This is a genomic window from Noviherbaspirillum suwonense, assembly GCF_900182955.1.
GTDB lineage: Bacteria > Pseudomonadota > Gammaproteobacteria > Burkholderiales > Burkholderiaceae_D > Noviherbaspirillum_A > Noviherbaspirillum_A suwonense.
In genome coordinates this window covers 157,519-173,328 of the sequence record NZ_FXUL01000003.1, presented here as the reverse complement: position 1 = coordinate 173,328, position 15,810 = coordinate 157,519, and the positions used below count along the sequence as shown (strand labels likewise).

Genomic DNA, 15,810 nt, shown 5'->3' with positions numbered 1-15,810 from the left:
ATCTGCGAAACCTCAAGTCTCGGCCCTTCAAATCTGTGATTTAATAGACCGCCATGACGGGCGGGTGTTGCATGTTTTTACTGTCTTGAAACTTTTCGTCGTTTATGAAACGCAAAAACGACAAAGGAGCCAAAGCCGAACCCCTCCTTTCGGAAAAGGGCTCTGCGCTTTGACTCATGCGCTGTATGTCGCGCTAGCAGGCCGCAATTACTTGATTTCTGCTTTTGCGCCAGCTTCTTCCAGCTTCTTCTTCGCTGCATCAGCGTCGGCTTTCGAGACGCCTTCCTTGACTGGCTTCGGTGCGCCGTCAACCAGGTCCTTGGCTTCTTTCAGGCCCAGACCGGTGATTTCGCGGACGGCTTTAATGACGCCGACCTTGTTCGCGCCGAAGTTTTCCAGCACAACGGTGAACTCGGTCTGCTCTTCAACAGCCGCTGCGGCACCGCCGCCAGCTGCAGGACCTGCAACCGACATTGCTGCTGCGGAAACGCCAAACTTCTCTTCGAATGCCTTCACCAGGTCATTCAGGTCCATCACAGACATCTGACCTACGGCTTCCAGGATGTCGTCTTTGCTAATTGCCATTTGAAACTCCTAAATTTGATTCGATAGTTACATCTAGTCGGTAATGACGAGAACGGACAGCCCGATCAGGCTGCTTCGACGGGCGCTTCGGCTTCTGCCGGAGCGGCATCGCCACCGTTCTTTGCGGCCAGGGCGGCGAGTGCACGGGCAAATCCGGAAACCGGCGCCTGCATGATGCCCATCAGCTGGGACAGCAGAACTTCACGGCTAGGGATATTGGCCAGTGCAGCAACACCTGCCTTGTCCAGCGCTTTACCTGCGTAGTTACCGCCACGAATGACCAGCTTGTCGTTGCCTTTGGAAAAGTCCGACAGGACTTTGGCAGCGGCGACGGCGTCGTCCGAGATCGCATAGATCAGCGGACCGGTCATGTCATTGGCGAGGCCAGAGAACGCGGTACCTTCGACAGCACGGCGAGCCAGCGTGTTTTTCAACACACGCAGGTACACGCCCTGGTCACGCGCCTTGGAACGCAGTTGCGTCATTTGACCGACCGGGATGCCACGGTATTCAGCCAAGGCGATAGTCTGTGCCGATGCAACCTTGGCAGAGATTTCTTCGACTACGGCCTGTTTTTCATTCCGATTGAGACCCACGGTCAAGCTCCAAAAATGATGTTCGGCTACGACACAACCCTATGGCTGCTTGCCTTGCATCGGTTCGAACACGGCGTCCGAAGTTAGGAGTTCACTGCTGTCGCGATCCTGCTTGCACAGCGGGCAGACTACAAAACTTGTTCGGGCTCGCCATCTGCGTTGGGTGCCGGGGCTTGCGCTTCCGGCTTTTAACATCGCGCACTGCCTGCATGCGCATCAGCCCAACGGTCTTTGATTGCCCGGGCCTTCGTCCGCGAGGAGTCCGGCCCGGCCCAAAGATGCGCCCGGCGCCGTTGCCGGCACCGGGACTTGATTCAGTATTTAAGCGGCCAGAGTGGTCTGGTCTACGCGGACACCGGCGCCCATCGTGGACGACAGCGATACCTTGCGCAGGTAGATACCCTTGCTGCTGGCTGGCTTGGCCTTGTTCAACGCATCGATCAGCGCAACCAGGTTGTTCTTCAGATCGGCGTCGGCGAAGTCCTTGCGGCCGATGGTTGCGTGGATGATGCCGGCCTTGTCGGTACGATATTGCACCTGGCCTGCCTTGGCGTTCTTTACAGCCGTTGCCACGTCCGGGGTCACGGTGCCGACCTTCGGGTTAGGCATCAGGCCGCGCGGTCCGAGGATCTGGCCCAGCGTACCGACGATACGCATGGTGTCAGGCGAGGCGATCACGATGTCGAACGGCATGTCGCCGGCCTTGATGCGTTCTGCCAGGTCTTCCATGCCGACCACATCGGCGCCGGCAGCACGGGCTGCCTCGGCCTTGTCGCCAGCGGCGAACACCGCAACGCGAACGGTCTTGCCGGTGCCTGCTGGCAGCACGACGGAGCCGCGAACGACCTGGTCCGACTTCTTGGCATCCACACCCAATTGAACCGACACGTCGATCGATTCATTGAACTTGGCGGTAGCGCATTCCTTGATCAGTGCGATTGCATTGTCAAACGGATACAGCTTGGTGCGATCAACTTTGGCCTTGATTGCCTTGGCGCGTTTGGACAGATTAGCCATTACAGACCCTCCACCGTGATGCCCATGGAACGGGCAGAACCGGCGACGGTGCGCACGGCTGCTTCCATGTCGGCTGCCGTCAGGTCAGCGTTCTTGGTTTTTGCGATTTCTTCAGCTTGCGCGCGGGTGATCGAGCCAACCTTGTCGGTATGCGGCTTCGGCGAACCCTTTTGAATGCCAGCGGCTTTCTTGATCAGGTACGTTGCCGGCGGCGACTTCATCACGAAGGTGAAGGACTTGTCTGCGAATGCGGTGATGACGACCGGAATCGGCATGCCAGGCTCGATACCCTGGGTCTGTGCGTTGAACGCCTTGCAGAATTCCATGATGTTCAAGCCGCGCTGACCGAGGGCCGGGCCGATCGGGGGAGACGGATTTGCTTTACCAGCTGGCACTTGCAGCTTGATAAAACCGATGATTTTCTTTGCCATGATGGCTCCAGTTTGAGTGAGTGTTAGCGCCGACAGGCAAGCGTGCTAGCCCGCCTGCCGGCTCCTCTGTTGATACGCGCCGGTTTCACTATGAAAGATGCGCCCGGCACGGGCGCTTGCTGCATTCTTAAACTTTTTCGACCTGGCCGAATTCGAGTTCGACCGGCGTAGCGCGTCCGAAGATGGTCACGGAAACCCGGACCTTGGACTTTTCGTAGTTGACTTCCTCGACGTTGCCGTTGAAGTCGGTAAACGGGCCATCCTTGATACGGACCAGCTCGCCAACTTCGTACAGCACCTTGGGACGCGGCTTTTCGATGCCTTCCTGCATCTGGTGCAGGATCTTATCTACTTCGTGCGGTGGGATCGGCGTCGGCTTGTTGGACTTGCCACCGATGAAGCCAGTCACTTTGCTGGTGTTCTTCACCAGATGCCAGGTGTCGTCCGTCATTTCCATTTCGACTAGCACGTAGCCGGGAAAGAAACGACGTTCGGTCACCGACTTGTGACCATTCTTGACTTCGATGACTTCTTCGGTCGGCACCAGGATGCGACCGAACTTGTCTTCCATGCCGGCACGCGTGATGCGCTCGGTCAGCGCGCGCTGCACGCTTTTTTCCATGCCGGAGTAAGCGTGAACCACATACCAGCGCTTGTTGCCGGTAGGCGCGGACACCACTGCCTCGGTAGGCACGCCGTCTTGCAGATTTTCGCTCATTATCGTTTCCAGCCCAGAATCAAGTCATACAACACGAATTCCAGTATCTTGTCGGTGCCCCAAAGAAAGATCGCCATCACCAGCACGAAGCCGAACACGATGGCGGTAATCTGCATGGCTTCCTTGCGGGTCGGCCACACCACTTTCTTTGTTTCACGGATAGCTTCCTTGGCGAACGCCAGAAAGCCCTGGCCTGACAGAGAAGTCCAGAGCAAGCCAATTCCAACCAGCAGACCGGCGACCAAGGCCAGCGATCGCACCAGTGTCGACTGCCCTGCAAGCAGATAAAAACCTACTACACCGGCAACAGCAGCGCAAATAGCCAGGCCGACCTTCACTTTGTCGCCTGACGTATTGACGGTCTGCACGGGTTGATTAGCCATACAATTTTACTTTCGGTGCCCTGCACCTGAAACGGTGGCAGGGGCGGAGGGCCTCGAACCCCCGACCTTCGGTTTTGGAGACCGACGCTCTGCCAATTGAGCTACGCCCCTACGTTAAAACGGTAAACCCGGAACCACCGAATCACCTGCGCCAGAAAACCGGCACAGGCTTTTCAGATTATTCCTTAGTCCATGATTTTTGCAACGACGCCGGCGCCGACAGTACGGCCACCTTCGCGGATTGCAAAACGCAGACCTTCTTCCATCGCGATCGGGTTGATCAGCATCACGGTGATCGACACGTTGTCGCCTGGCATGACCATTTCCTTGTCCTTCGGCAGCTCGATCGAGCCGGTCACGTCGGTCGTGCGGAAATAGAACTGCGGACGGTAGTTGTTGAAGAATGGCGTATGACGGCCACCTTCATCCTTCGACAGCACGTAGATCTCGCCGGTGAAATGCTTGTGCGGCTTGATCGAACCCGGCTTGGCCAGCACCTGGCCCCGCTCGACGTCTTCACGCTTGGTGCCGCGCAGCAGCACGCCGACGTTGTCGCCTGCCTGGCCCTGGTCCAGCAGCTTGCGGAACATTTCCACGCCCGTGCAGGTGGTCTTCTGGGTGTCGCGGATACCAACGATTTCCAGTTCTTCGCCAACCTTTACGATGCCGCGCTCGACGCGACCGGTCACCACCGTACCGCGGCCCGAGATCGAGAACACGTCCTCGACCGGCAGCAGGAAGGCGCCGTCAACAGCACGCTCCGGCGTCGGGATGTAGGTGTCCAGCGCATCGGCCAGCGCCATGATCGACTGCTCGCCCAGCGGGCCGGTGTCGCCTTCGAGCGCCAGCTTGGCCGAACCCTTGATGATGGGCAGGTCGTCGCCTGGGAACTCGTACTTCGACAGGAGCTCGCGCACTTCCATTTCAACCAGTTCCAGCAGCTCTTCGTCGTCGACCATGTCGCACTTGTTCAGGTAGACGATGATGTACGGAACGCCAACCTGGCGCGCCAGCAGGATGTGCTCGCGGGTCTGGGGCATCGGGCCGTCAGCGGCCGAGCACACCAGGATTGCGCCGTCCATCTGCGCGGCGCCGGTGATCATGTTTTTCACATAGTCGGCGTGGCCTGGGCAGTCGACGTGCGCATAGTGACGATTTGCGGTTTCGTATTCGACGTGAGCGGTGTTGATGGTGATGCCGCGCGCTTTTTCTTCCGGCGCTGCGTCGATCTGGTCGTAGGCCTTGGCTTCGCCGCCGAACTTCTTCGACAGCACGGTCGCGATTGCCGCGGTCAGCGTGGTCTTGCCATGGTCGACGTGGCCGATGGTGCCCACATTCACGTGCGGTTTGGTCCGCTCAAATTTGCTTTTTGCCATCTTAGACTCCTAACGATTTGATGAGAATGTCCAGGCACTGCCCGACTATCTTGCTGATGTGCTTGCTGCCTGAGGCGCATCGCGCGATGCGATGCGCCCCGTATTAGACTGGTGCCCTTTACGTGGATTGAACACGTGGCCTCTCCCTTACCAAGGGAGTGCTCTACCACTGAGCTAAAAGGGCAAAACCTTTGTTGCATGATGCTGAAACTCAGCACCTTCAACCGAAAACTGGAGCGGGTGAAGGGAATCGAACCCTCGTCATAAGCTTGGAAGGCTTCAGCTCTACCATTGAGCTACACCCGCAAGGGTGACCACACAGCCACTCACAACTAAAACAATCACCTACCGCGCTTCGCCTGTTGGTGGAGGGGGCTGGATTCGAACCAGCGTACTCGTAAGAGGGCAGATTTACAGTCTGCTGCCATTAACCACTCGGCCACCCCTCCGCAGGGAACCCCGAACTATATTGGGAAACCCTCGGCCTGTCAACTTCGAAGTGTTTTCTACATGCACTTGCCGTCGAAGGAGCCGAAGAATAGCACGAGCCCTGCAGGAAATAAAAGTGCGTTTTGCCCGGGAAACAAGAAAAATGTGGAGACTTGTTGGGACAGCGCCGGTTTTACGCGCCACTGCCGTGAAAAAACCACATCAACCCGCGATAATGCCTGATCGTCAACCCAGCAGGCTCGCTCCATGTCCCGTGTTCTCGTCCTTTATGCGCATTCGGCGCCGCAGGCTTCCCGCGTCAACCGGCAAATGGTTGCCGCAGCGCGCTCGTTGCCCAATGTGACGGTCAACGAACTCTATGAGCTCTACCCGGACTTCGTGATCGATGTGGCGCGCGAACAGGCCTTGCTGGCCGAGGCCGACCTGATCGTCATGCAGCATCCGATACAGTGGTACGGCATGCCGTCCCTGCAGAAGGAGTGGCTGGACCAGGTGCTGGAACACGGATGGGCCTATGGCAAGAACGGCAATATGCTCAAGGGCAAGCGCTTCCTGCTGGCGATCACGACCGGCGGCGGCGCCGGCGCCTACAGTGCGCAGGGGGAACATGGCTATCCGCTTGCCGCGTTCCTGCCGCCTTACCGCCAGACCGCGGTGCTTTGCAAGATGCAATGGCTGGAGCCGCTGGTGATGCATGGCGCCCGCCAGGCCGATGAAGCAGCCGTGGCCGCGCATGTCGACGCCTATCGGCGCATGCTGGAAGGCATGCCGCCGTCCGCTCCTTTTCACCCTTGAACCGAGGCAAGTAAGCAAGATGGAACAAAACCTGTTGCAAAACGCGATGGTCTATTTGCTCGCCGCGGTGGTCTCGGTTCCGATCGCCAAGCGTCTTGGCCTGGGCGCAGTGCTGGGCTACCTGCTGGCGGGCATTGCGATCGGCCCGTGGGGGCTGGGGCTGATCCGCGGCGTGCAGGACATCCTGCACTTTTCGGAGTTCGGGGTCGTCCTGCTGCTGTTCCTGATCGGCCTCGAACTGGAGCCCAAGCGGCTGTGGGCGATGCGCCGGCCGATCTTCGGCGGCGGCGGCGCGCAGGTGCTGCTGGTCGCAGCCGCCCTCACCGCGGTCGCCCTGCTGTTCGGCGTCCACTGGAAAATCGCGCTGATTGCTTCGCTTGGCCTGTCGCTGTCGTCGACCGCCATCGCGCTGGCGACGCTGGACGAGCGCAACCTGATGGCGACGCCTGCCGGAACCGCCGGGTTCGCCATCCTGCTGTTCCAGGACATCGCCGCGATCCCGATGATTGCCATCGTGCCTATGCTGGGCATCGTCACCCAGGACGACAGCAGCAACTGGCTCGGCTTCGCGCAGGCGGTTGCGGTGATCGCGGTGCTGGTGCTGGGCGGGCGCTACCTGATCCGCCCGGTGCTGCGCATCATTGCCAAGACGGCGCTGCGGGAGATCTTCACCGCCTTCGCGCTGCTGCTGGTGATCGCCATTGCGATGCTGATGCAATGGGTTGGGCTGTCGATGGCGCTCGGCACTTTCCTGGCCGGCGTGCTGCTGGCCGATTCCGAATACCGGCATGCGCTGGAATCCGACCTGGAGCCGTTCAAGGGCCTGCTGCTGGGCCTGTTCTTCACCGCGGTCGGCATGTCGGTGGACTTTGCGGTATTCCTGGCGCAGCCGTGGCGCATCCTCGGCATGGTCGCCTTGTTTCTCCTGATCAAGGGTGCGGTGCTCTACCTGCTGAGCGCGCGCCTGGGCATTGCGCGCAGCCAGCGCGCGCTGTTCGCCTTCATGCTGGCGCAGGGTGGCGAATTTGCCTTCGTCGTGTTCGGCGCGGCGGCCACGGCCCGCGTATTCACGCCCGAAGTGGCGGCAATCCTGGTGGTGACGGTGACGCTGTCGATGATGATGACGCCGCTGCTGCTGCTGGTGCATGACCGTTTCATCGCCCCCGGCTATGCCGCCGCGAAGAAGCGGCAGGACGACAAGATAGAGGCGAACGAGGACCACGTGATCATCGCCGGCTTCGGCCGCTTCGGCCAGATCGTCGGCCGCCTGCTGCATGCGAACGGCGTCGACCTGACCGTGCTCGACCATGACCCGGACCAGATCGACCTGCTGCGCCGCTTCGGCTTCAAGGTGTTCTACGGCGACGCCACCCGCATCGATCTGCTGCATGCGGCTGGCGCCGGACGTGCGCGGGCGCTGGTGCTGGCAATCGATAATGTCGAGGACAGCCTAAAGCTGGTCGAAGCTGTGCGCGCCGCGTTCCCGGACCTGCCCATCCTGGCGCGGGCGCGCAATGTCAGCCATTACTACGACCTGATGGACCGTGGCGTCACCATCATCGAGCGCGAAACCTTCGAGAGCGCGCTGCTGCTCGGGCGCAGGGTGATGCAGCAGCTCGGCGTCAGCGCCTGGCAGGCCCGCCAGGCCACGATGAAGTTCCGCGCCCATACGCTGAAGTCGCTGGACGATGTCTACCCGTATTACCGCGACCAGCAGCAATACGTATCGATGGCGCGGCAGGCCCGGGACGAACTCGAGGCGATGTTCGCCCGCGACGCCGAAGCGCGCGCCAGCCAGCGCAAGGACGGCTGGGACTGACGGGCGCTAGACCGGCGCCTGCGGTTCGCGGATGCGCCATGCGGCCGCCACGGCAAGCGCCGAAATGACGGCGATGAACACGAAGGTTTCATCGAAGGCGCGCAGGCTGTGCGCGCCCGTGCCGGCCGGATACAGCGACAGCCGCCATTCCAGCACGATGCCGACCAGGCTGACGCCGATGGCGCCGCCGAGTTGGCGCAGGAAGTTGATGGTGCTGGAACCCTGGGCAATGAGCGCGAAGTCGACGCCGCGCATCGATCCCAGGCTGAGCGCCGGCAGCACCAGGCCGAGACCGATGCGTCCGACGATGGCCCACAGTATCAGCACGATATAGCTGGTGTCGGGCTTGACCAAGGCCATCAGCGCAAACGACAGCGCCAGCAGCAACACGCCGGTCGCGACCAGCAGATGCGGCGGGAAGCGGTCGACCAGGCGCCCGCCCAGCCAGATCGTCACCGCCAGCACGCCGCCGGCCGGCAGCAGCACCAGCCCGGCCTGCGACGGCAGGTAATGCAGGCCGAGTTGCATGTACACCGGCAGCAGGTAGGTCGAGCCGAACAGGCCCATGCCGTAGATGAACGCGACCAGCGCGCCCATCGCAAACTGCGGATAGCGGAACAGCGCCATGTTCATCAGCGGATGCGGGGTCTTTAACTGGTAGACGACGAAGCCGACCAGGCCCGCCAGGCCGATGCCCAGCAACACGGCGGCAATCAGGCCGTTCTGGCGCACTTCGACCAGCCCGTTGAGCAGGCAGATGATGGCGACGCCCGCCAGCAGCAGGCCGCGCCAGTCCAGCGGGCGGGCTTCGCCGCCGGTGGCGTTGGCGGCGAGGTAGCGATTCGCCATCGCCAGCACCGCCAGGCAGAAAGGCACCATGATGAAGAAGATCGAACGCCAGCCGAAATGCTCGACCAGCACGCCGCCCACGCTGGGGCCGAGCGCCGGCGCCAGCACCACGCCGAAGCCGAACAGCCCCATCGCCCTGCCCTGCTCATGCTTGGCGAAGGACCGCAGGATCATGATGGCGGGAATGGGCTGCACCACGCCGCAGGCCAGGCCCTCGACCACGCGCATGGCGATCAGCATCAGGTAGTTGACGGAAACGCCGCCGAAGATGCCGCCGCACAGCAGCAGCAGCATCGCGCCGCCGTAAGTGCGGCGCAGGCCGAAGCGCAGCAGCAGCCATGGGGTCGTCAGCATGGACAGCGTCATGGCCAGCATGAAGCTGGTAGACACCCATTGCGCCCGTTCCTGGCCCAGCGTGAAATGGCGCGACAGGTCGGGCACTGCCACATTGACGATGGTGGATGACATGATGGCCGCCATCGACCCGATCATCACGGTGATCAGCACCAGCCATTTATAACGCTCGCCGTAGCGAGCCTGCAGTTCTTCCCCGGTCTGGGCCATGTCTCTGGATTATTTTTAGCGTTGGCCGGGCAGTATACCCAGTTGCAGACAGGACAGGTTTGTCCCCGCGCCAACCGCCTGGCTGCCGTGGCGCGCATGGATGGACAGGCATCGCGCCTGCAGGCCTACAGGTAGCGGGCGACCAGGAAAATGACGGTGGACAGCAGGATGGTGGAGGCGAACGGCAGGAAGACGGTCTTGCCGAACAGCGAGAACTTCACGTCGCCGGGCAGGCGGCCCACGCCCAGCTTTTCCAGCCATGGCAGCAGGGCCGAGAACACGATCAGCGCGATGAATATCGTCAGGACCCAGCGTATCATGCGCGGCTTTCCATTAATTGATGCAGGATTGTAGCGCGGCCGCCGGCCTGTACGCGGTCACAGCCGGTGGCTGCGGTCGTTGCGGGCAAACTTCTCCGGCAATTCGACCTTGGTGCCGAGCGCGATGACCTTGAACAGCTCGCCCATCTCGGCCGGCGACGTCAGTTTCTGCAGCTCGTTGGCCCGCGGCAGGTAGCGCAGACGGTCGGTGGCGGGGATGCGCTGCAGCAGGTCGCCGATGCCGGCATCGATCAGGAACGCAGCCTGGCTGGTATAGCTCAGCACGTCGAGCCCGCTGTTGACGGCGGTGCGGGCGATCGCGGTGAAGTCGACATGGGCGGTGATGTCCTGCAGGCCGGGCAGGTAAAACGGGTCGCCATGCGCATGATGGCGGTAGTGGCACATCAGCGTGCCCTCGGCGCGCTGCGGCAGGTAGTACTCGTGCGCGGGGAAGCCGTAATCGATCAGCAGGGCGGCGCCGCCGTGGCCGGTGTAATCGTAGCCGGCGCGCAGCATGTCGGCCAGCGTGCGCACGAAGCCGAGCGCGATCGGATGCACTTCGGTCAGGTAGCCTTCGGGCAATGCATCGGCATTGGGGATCTGCGCCAGCAGCGCCGGGTCGCAAGGCCGGTCGCGGTAGACGAACTTCTTCGGCGCCAGGCCGATGCCGCGCTCGCGCCATCCCTGCGCCGTCTTGGTCACCAGCTGCACCGGCATCGCGTCGAGCACCTCGTTGCCCAACACAACGCCGGAGTAGACCGCTGGAAACTGGTCGAGCCAGGTGACCTGCGAAAAACCGCGCAGCGTCTGCTGCTGGCGCGCCCGCAGTTCGCCGGACAATTCGACGATGGAATAGCGATGCACCGCGACGCCCATCGCCGCAAGCTCGGTCAGCACGTCGCGCGCCAGCTTGCCGGTGCCGGCGCCGAACTCCATGATCTGCGGCGTGGTCTTGCCTATCAGGTCGGCCACGACATGCGCGATCGTCTGGCCAAACAACGGCGACATTTCGGGCGCGGTTGTAAAATCACCGTCCCTGCCAAGCTTGGCGGCGCCGCCGCTGTAATAGCCGACGCCGGGCGCGTACAGCGCCAGCTCCATGAAACGGGAGAACGGTATCCACCCGGAGTTGTGGCGTATGTCGTTGGCGATGAGGGTTTGCAGCGAGCGCGAAGCCATCAGCGCATCGAGACCAGGATCGGGCAGTTGCAGTTGCATAGACGGTATTGTAGTCAATCGCTTTAGGGGTTGTATATGAATCTACGCGGCGCCGGAAGGCTTGCACGCAGACATGATCAGACCACGGCGGCGCGGAAAGTTGCACTGGTGACGGGCGCGGGCAAGCGTCTGGGCCGCGCCATCGCGCTGGCGCTGGCCGAACGCGGCTGGGACATCGTCGTGCATTACCGGCATTCGGAAGACGACGCCGACATGACCGCGCTCGATATCGAAGCGCTGGGCCGGCGCGCGCTGCTGCTGCAATGCGACCTGTCCGACGAAGCGGCGGTGCGCGCGCTGCTGCAGCGCACGGCCGCCTTCGGCCCGGTCACCTGCGTGGTCAACAATGCGGCGCTGTTCGAGCAGGACGATGCAAGCGACTTCTCGGTCGCGCGCCTCGATGCGCACATGCATGCGAACCTGGCCGCGCCGGTGCTGCTGGCGCAGGCGCTGCACGCGATGACCCCGGACGGCGCCCAGGCCGTGGTGATCAACCTGCTGGACCAGAAGCTCCATAACCTGAATCCCGACTTCCTGTCCTACACCCTGTCCAAGGCCGCGCTCCAGGCCGCCACCACCATGCTGGCGCAGGCGCTCGCGCCCAAAGTGCGGGTCGTCGGCGTCGCCCCCGGCATCACGCTGCCGTCGGGCGCCCAGACGGAAGCCGCCTTCCAGCAGGCCCACCAGGTCACCCCACTGGGCCGCTCCAGCACCCCCGACGATATCGCCGCCGCCGTCTGCTACCTGGCCGAAGCCGGCGCCGTCACCGGCACCACCCTGGTCGTCGACGGCGGCCAGCACCTGCTCCCGCTGCCGCGCGACGTGATGTTCCTTGCCACCTGACCGGTGGCTTCCCAACTTTTTTGAGAAATCAATGCTGCCTACCCTGTTTTACCCGGAGCTCTCCGACTGCCGCCGCCTGTTCCTGCGCAATTACGAAGTGCAGATCAACATCGGCGTCCATGAATTTGAAAAGCAAGGCGAGCAGCGCGTCCTGATCAACGTTGATTTGTTTATTCCGCTGGCGATGTCGACGCCGCAGGGGGACCACCTGGATGAAGTGGTGGACTATGACTTCATGCGGGACACGGTTGCGCGGCGCATGGCGCAGGGGCATATCCATTTGCAGGAGACGCTGTGCGACGATGTTGCGAGGGCGATGTTATTGCATCCCAAGGTGAGGGCGGTGCGGGTTTCGACGGAGAAGCCGGATGTTTATCCGGATTGCGAATCCGTAGGGGTCGAGGTGTTTCATGTCAAGCAGGCTTGACGGGAACTGACGCTGGTAGTTGTCCCTCGCCGGGAAGGCCGTGGTTGTTAGCTCCGCGCAGCGACAGTTGCCGTTGCAGTTAGCCCCGCGCAGCGACAGTTGCCGTTGCCGTTGCCGTTGCCGTTGCCGTTGCCGTTGCCGTTGCCGTTGCCGTTGCCGTGAATCCCCGTCGATGGCGACACGTCGCCAGTGCCGAAATCGGATAAAGAAGCGTCCGCTGTCTGAGCGAAGCGAGTTTCGGACGCTTCCCGATTTCGGTGCTGGCGGCGTGTGCACCCCGCGCAGCGGGGCGCCATCATCGGGGTCGCCTTCTCTTGCCTACTTCTCTTGGCGAAGCAAGAGAAGTAGGTCGGCTGCCGGGCCGAAACCCGGCTAGGTCGTCCGGCAGGCCAGCCGGTATTGCTTCATCCGCCAACCGGCGTACCGTCGCGAAGCCGCTTCTGCAGTTTGCGACGGCTGCACGTTCGCACGGCGCCAATACGCAAGGCGCCGATGCCGCGTCTGCTGACGGGTGAAACGTTGAGGCTTCACTGCCGTGGGGAGTAGCCGGGTGTTCGGCCCGGCAGCCGACCCGCTTTTTTGCTTCGCCAAAAAAGTGGGGCAAAAAAGGCGACCCCTACGATGGCGGTCCGCTGCGCGGACTGCACGCGCCGCCAGCACCTGAAACGGGAAGCGTCCGAAACTCGCTTCGCTCAGACAGCGGACGCTTCTTTATCCGTTTCAGGCGCTGGCGACGCGTCGCCATCTAACGGGGATTCACTGCAACGGCAACAGCCACTTCACAAGCAGCTGCAACGGCAACGGCCACTTCACAAGCAACTGCAACTGCAACTGCAACCGTCGCTGCGCGGAAGGTCAACTACAACTGTCGCTGCGCGGGCTAACAGCAACCACAACTGTCGCTGCGCGGGGCTGCACGCAACGGCATCTGCCCCGCAGCGACAACTTCCTCGATCAGATCAACCTGATCACGGCCCCGCCCTGCCCCTGCGGCTCCGCCGGATCAAAAAGCGTATCGCCCTCCACCGCCCCACCCTCCGCCAGGGTGAACGAATTGAAATCAAACAGCTCCCGATCCAGCATGTGCGACGGCACCAGATTGCTCATCGCGGTGAACATGCTCTTGATCCAGAGCGGATTCTTCGCCTCCCACGCGTTGGCCATCTCCCGCATCGCCTGCCGCTGCAGGTTAGGCTGCGTCCCGCACAACGTACAGGGAATGATGGGAAAGCCCATCGCCGCCGCATACTTCTTGATGTCCGATTCCTTGCAATAGGCAAGCGGCCGTATCACCACGTTCTCGCCGTCGTCGGCCCGCAGCTTCGGCGGCATGGTTTTGACGGTGCCGCCGTAGAACAGGTTGAGCATGAAGGTATGCAGGATGTCGTCGCGATGGTGTCCCAGCGCGATCTTGGTTGCGCCGATTTCCTTCGCGGTGCGGTACAGGATCCCGCGCCGCAGCCGCGAGCACAGCGAACAGGTGGTCTTGCCGGGGGCGACCTTTTCCTTCACGATGCTGTAGGTGTCTTCCTCGACGATGCGGTAAGGCATGCCGATGCCGTCGAGGTAGCGCGGCAGCACCTCTTCCGGGAAGCCGGGCTGCTTCTGGTCGAGGTTGACCGCGAACAGCTCGAAGTTGATCGGCGCGACCTTTTGCAAATAGCGCAGGGTTTCGAGCATGGTGTAGCTGTCGGCGCCGCCGGACAGGCAGACCATGACCCGGTCGCCTTCTTCTATCATGTTGAAGTCGATGACGGCCTTGCCGGTCTGGCGGCGCAGGTTCTTTTCCAGGATCTCGAAGCGCCGCGAGCCGGTGTGCATCTGCTCCTGGGCGCCAGCGAGGTCTTCGGCTTCGGTGTCGTTGGAGGGGCTGACGGCGGTATTCATACGTGATCTCTTTGTTAATGGAAGCGGCATGCAGCAAGCAAAAGCGCCGGTAAGGCAGACGGGCGGAGGCGGCATTTTCTCACATTGGCGGGTGCGGGGCCGGAGCCGGGCGGACGCGGGCGTCGGGGGTGGCGCATGCCGTTCCTGATCCTGAGCCGGCGCGGGCTGGCCGACCTGCAGGCGGCAGGCCCGATACGGGATGGGCTGTGGCTGAACCCCGGGGTGCTGTCCAACGATGAAATCGCGCAGCTGCGGCATGAGGGCGTCACGCTGAACCTCCTGCCGCAGCCGGTCGATCCGCATTCGGCGGCGCAGCGGGAAGCCGCCGCGCGCGGGCTGGCCGGCGGCGGCACGCTCTGGGTCGAGCATGCGCCGGACGACGCCGCGACGATGCATCCCGCGCTGCAGAAGGCGCGGGACATCGCGCAGGACGGGGCGGCCAGCCTGGTGCGGGCCGCGGCCCGGCGCATGCGGCGCCATGCAGCCGGCGACGGCGCCGCCATCATCGTGCCCTACATGGGCTACGGCACCGCCGACTGCCTGACGCTGAGGGGACGGGTGCTGAAGGATGAAGGCTTCCAGCCGCCCGACCCGGCCCATAGCGGCCTGCGCAACCTGGTCGAACTGTACAAGCGGCTCGGTTCGGATGAAGTGCCGGGCGCGGTGCTGCGCGCATCGTTCGGCGGCATCGAACAGGACATCGTGGCCGACGACTCCGGTTATTTCCATGCGGCGCTGAAGCTGCCGCAGCCGCTGGCCGGGGGCTGGCATGCGGTGCGGCTGACGCTGCAGGATCCGAAGCCGCGCAGCGGCCCGCCGGCGGAGGCCGAGGCGCGGGTGCTGGTGCCGCCCGCCGCCGCGCGCTTCGGCGTCATCAGCGATATCGACGACACGGTCCTGTGGAGCAATGTGACCAGCAAGCTGCGGATGCTGAAGATGCTGGCGATGTCGAATGCCCACACCCGCAAGCCGTTCAAGGGCGTCACCGCGTTCTACCGGGCGCTGCAGCGGGGCGCGGAAGGCGACGCCGGCAATCCGCTGTTCTATGTGTCGAGCAGCCCCTGGCACCTGTACACGCCGCTGGTCGACTTCCTGGAGTCGCAGTCACTGCCGCTGGGTCCGCTGCTATTGAAGGAACTGGGTGTGCGCAGCCTGTTCGGGGCCGGCAGCCACATGGACCACAAGCTGACGCATATCGCGCAGATCCTCGAGACCTATCCGCACCTGCCCTTCGTCCTGATCGGCGACAGCGGCCAGCAGGACCCGGAAATCTACCGGGAAGTCGTGCGGCGCTATCCGCAACGGATCAGGGCGATCTATATCCGCAGCGTCAACCCGGACCCGGCGCGCATCGAGGCGATCGACCGGCTGGCGGAGGAGGTGAACGACAGCGGCACGCAGCTGGTGCTGTCCCTGGACAGCGAATTCGCGGCGGCGCATGCGGCCGGCGCGGGCCTGATTGCCGCGGCCGCGGTGGCCGACGTGCGCGCCGACAAGCGCGGCGACCAGGCGGCGCCGGCCCTGCCCTGACG

At 62.8% G+C, this 15,810-nt stretch carries 17 protein-coding genes and 4 tRNA genes; 5 read left to right on the top strand and 16 right to left on the bottom strand.

Translation table 11 applies throughout. The annotated features are described in order from the left end of the window. Positions 1-207 precede the first annotated feature (207 nt). The 11 genes from rplL to QOL82_RS06360 form a co-directional block, all read right to left on the bottom strand. The gene (gene rplL / locus QOL82_RS06410; protein WP_283441421.1) at positions 208-585 is read right to left on the bottom strand and encodes a 50S ribosomal protein L7/L12; all 378 of its coding nucleotides are present in this window, start codon (positions 583-585) and stop codon (positions 208-210) included. A 65-nt stretch (positions 586-650) separates the two neighbouring features. Further along, the gene (gene rplJ / locus QOL82_RS06405) at positions 651-1,181 is read right to left on the bottom strand and encodes a 50S ribosomal protein L10 (protein ID WP_283441420.1); all 531 of its coding nucleotides are present in this window, start codon (positions 1,179-1,181) and stop codon (positions 651-653) included. Positions 1,182-1,502: 321 nt separating this feature from the next. Beyond that, complete coding sequence (rplA, locus tag QOL82_RS06400) at positions 1,503-2,198, bottom strand: 50S ribosomal protein L1 (protein ID WP_283441419.1); 696 nt, start codon at positions 2,196-2,198, stop codon at positions 1,503-1,505. Continuing rightward, the gene (rplK, locus tag QOL82_RS06395) at positions 2,198-2,629 is read right to left on the bottom strand and encodes a 50S ribosomal protein L11 (RefSeq protein ID WP_283441418.1); all 432 of its coding nucleotides are present in this window, start codon (positions 2,627-2,629) and stop codon (positions 2,198-2,200) included. Before rplK ends, rplA begins: the two co-directional genes overlap by 1 nt. A gap of 127 nt (positions 2,630-2,756) precedes the next feature. Continuing rightward, on the bottom strand, positions 2,757-3,347 hold the full coding sequence (gene nusG, locus QOL82_RS06390; protein WP_283441417.1) for a transcription termination/antitermination protein NusG: 591 nt from the start codon (positions 3,345-3,347) through the stop codon (positions 2,757-2,759). Beyond that, the gene (secE, locus tag QOL82_RS06385; protein WP_283441416.1) at positions 3,347-3,730 is read right to left on the bottom strand and encodes a preprotein translocase subunit SecE; all 384 of its coding nucleotides are present in this window, start codon (positions 3,728-3,730) and stop codon (positions 3,347-3,349) included. The genes nusG and secE overlap by 1 nt, the downstream gene beginning before the upstream one ends. 35 nt (positions 3,731-3,765) lie before the next feature. After that, positions 3,766-3,841 (bottom strand) — tRNA-Trp (locus QOL82_RS06380). Between the two features lie 74 nt (positions 3,842-3,915). Then, positions 3,916-5,106, bottom strand: coding sequence for an elongation factor Tu (gene tuf, locus QOL82_RS06375; protein WP_283441415.1), 1,191 nt, complete (start codon positions 5,104-5,106; stop codon positions 3,916-3,918). Positions 5,107-5,215: 109 nt separating this feature from the next. Then, positions 5,216-5,290: transfer RNA gene (locus QOL82_RS06370), tRNA-Thr, on the bottom strand. 48 nt (positions 5,291-5,338) lie between these two features. Beyond that, a tRNA-Gly gene (locus QOL82_RS06365) sits at positions 5,339-5,412 on the bottom strand. 57 nt (positions 5,413-5,469) lie between these two features. After that, positions 5,470-5,555, bottom strand: a tRNA-Tyr gene (locus QOL82_RS06360). A gap of 247 nt (positions 5,556-5,802) precedes the next feature. Here QOL82_RS06360 and kefF point away from each other — a divergent pair. Together kefF and kefC are read left to right on the top strand one after the other, a co-directional pair. Beyond that, complete coding sequence (kefF, locus tag QOL82_RS06355; protein ID WP_283441414.1) at positions 5,803-6,351, top strand: glutathione-regulated potassium-efflux system oxidoreductase KefF; 549 nt, start codon at positions 5,803-5,805, stop codon at positions 6,349-6,351. A 19-nt stretch (positions 6,352-6,370) separates the two neighbouring features. After that, a complete protein-coding gene (kefC, locus tag QOL82_RS06350; protein ID WP_283441413.1) occupies positions 6,371-8,170 on the top strand; it encodes a glutathione-regulated potassium-efflux system protein KefC in 1,800 nt (599 codons plus the stop codon). A 6-nt stretch (positions 8,171-8,176) separates the two neighbouring features. On the opposite strand, the gene QOL82_RS06345 is transcribed toward kefC, so the two are convergent. From QOL82_RS06345 to QOL82_RS06335, 3 genes are all read right to left on the bottom strand, one after another. Next, positions 8,177-9,583 carry a DHA2 family efflux MFS transporter permease subunit gene (locus QOL82_RS06345; RefSeq protein ID WP_283441412.1) on the bottom strand — a complete coding sequence of 469 codons (1,407 nt, stop codon included), beginning with the start codon at positions 9,581-9,583 and terminating at the stop codon, positions 8,177-8,179. A gap of 125 nt (positions 9,584-9,708) precedes the next feature. Next, entirely contained in the window at positions 9,709-9,903 is a 195-nt protein-coding gene (locus tag QOL82_RS06340; protein WP_283441411.1) for a DUF2905 domain-containing protein, read from the bottom strand. Positions 9,904-9,960: 57 nt separating this feature from the next. After that, the gene (locus tag QOL82_RS06335) at positions 9,961-11,121 is read right to left on the bottom strand and encodes a class I SAM-dependent methyltransferase (protein WP_283441410.1); all 1,161 of its coding nucleotides are present in this window, start codon (positions 11,119-11,121) and stop codon (positions 9,961-9,963) included. 36 nt (positions 11,122-11,157) lie between these two features. Here QOL82_RS06335 and QOL82_RS06330 point away from each other — a divergent pair, with 36 nt between their 5' ends. Further along, a complete protein-coding gene (locus QOL82_RS06330; protein ID WP_283441409.1) occupies positions 11,158-11,964 on the top strand; it encodes an SDR family oxidoreductase in 807 nt (268 codons plus the stop codon). Between the two features lie 31 nt (positions 11,965-11,995). Next, entirely contained in the window at positions 11,996-12,391 is a 396-nt protein-coding gene (locus QOL82_RS06325; protein WP_283441408.1) for a dihydroneopterin aldolase, read from the top strand. 47 nt (positions 12,392-12,438) lie between these two features. Here QOL82_RS06325 and QOL82_RS06320 read toward each other — a convergent pair whose 3' ends face one another. Both QOL82_RS06320 and ttcA read right to left on the bottom strand, forming a co-directional pair. Continuing rightward, complete coding sequence (locus QOL82_RS06320) at positions 12,439-12,690, bottom strand: hypothetical protein (RefSeq protein ID WP_283441407.1); 252 nt, start codon at positions 12,688-12,690, stop codon at positions 12,439-12,441. Between the two features lie 655 nt (positions 12,691-13,345). After that, positions 13,346-14,212 carry a tRNA 2-thiocytidine(32) synthetase TtcA gene (ttcA, locus tag QOL82_RS06315; protein WP_430438451.1) on the bottom strand — a complete coding sequence of 289 codons (867 nt, stop codon included), beginning with the start codon at positions 14,210-14,212 and terminating at the stop codon, positions 13,346-13,348. Between the two features lie 201 nt (positions 14,213-14,413). Between ttcA and QOL82_RS06310 the strand changes: the two genes are divergently transcribed. Further along, positions 14,414-15,808, top strand: coding sequence for an App1 family protein phosphatidate phosphatase (locus QOL82_RS06310; protein WP_283441405.1), 1,395 nt, complete (start codon positions 14,414-14,416; stop codon positions 15,806-15,808). Positions 15,809-15,810: the final 2 nt, after the last annotated feature.

Excerpts from the sequence above, each read along its gene's own strand:
- rplL (WP_283441421.1), bottom strand. The coding sequence starts at position 585 with ATGGCAATTAGCAAAGACGACATCCTGGAAGCCGTAGGTCAGATGTCT.
- rplA (WP_283441419.1), bottom strand. The coding sequence starts at position 2,198 with ATGGCTAATCTGTCCAAACGCGCCAAGGCAATCAAGGCCAAAGTTGAT.
- rplK (WP_283441418.1), bottom strand. The coding sequence starts at position 2,629 with ATGGCAAAGAAAATCATCGGTTTTATCAAGCTGCAAGTGCCAGCTGGT.
- nusG (WP_283441417.1), bottom strand. The coding sequence starts at position 3,347 with ATGAGCGAAAATCTGCAAGACGGCGTGCCTACCGAGGCAGTGGTGTCC.
- secE (WP_283441416.1), bottom strand. The coding sequence starts at position 3,730 with ATGGCTAATCAACCCGTGCAGACCGTCAATACGTCAGGCGACAAAGTG.
- tuf (WP_283441415.1), bottom strand. The coding sequence starts at position 5,106 with ATGGCAAAAAGCAAATTTGAGCGGACCAAACCGCACGTGAATGTGGGC.
- kefF (WP_283441414.1), top strand. The coding sequence starts at position 5,803 with ATGTCCCGTGTTCTCGTCCTTTATGCGCATTCGGCGCCGCAGGCTTCC.
- kefC (WP_283441413.1), top strand. The coding sequence starts at position 6,371 with ATGGAACAAAACCTGTTGCAAAACGCGATGGTCTATTTGCTCGCCGCG.
- QOL82_RS06345 (WP_283441412.1), bottom strand. The coding sequence starts at position 9,583 with ATGGCCCAGACCGGGGAAGAACTGCAGGCTCGCTACGGCGAGCGTTAT.
- QOL82_RS06340 (WP_283441411.1), bottom strand. The coding sequence starts at position 9,903 with ATGATACGCTGGGTCCTGACGATATTCATCGCGCTGATCGTGTTCTCG.
- QOL82_RS06335 (WP_283441410.1), bottom strand. The coding sequence starts at position 11,121 with ATGCAACTGCAACTGCCCGATCCTGGTCTCGATGCGCTGATGGCTTCG.
- QOL82_RS06330 (WP_283441409.1), top strand. The coding sequence starts at position 11,158 with ATGAATCTACGCGGCGCCGGAAGGCTTGCACGCAGACATGATCAGACC.
- QOL82_RS06325 (WP_283441408.1), top strand. The coding sequence starts at position 11,996 with ATGCTGCCTACCCTGTTTTACCCGGAGCTCTCCGACTGCCGCCGCCTG.
- QOL82_RS06320 (WP_283441407.1), bottom strand. The coding sequence starts at position 12,690 with ATGATGGCGCCCCGCTGCGCGGGGTGCACACGCCGCCAGCACCGAAAT.
- ttcA (WP_430438451.1), bottom strand. The coding sequence starts at position 14,212 with ATGCACACCGGCTCGCGGCGCTTCGAGATCCTGGAAAAGAACCTGCGC.
- QOL82_RS06310 (WP_283441405.1), top strand. The coding sequence starts at position 14,414 with ATGCCGTTCCTGATCCTGAGCCGGCGCGGGCTGGCCGACCTGCAGGCG.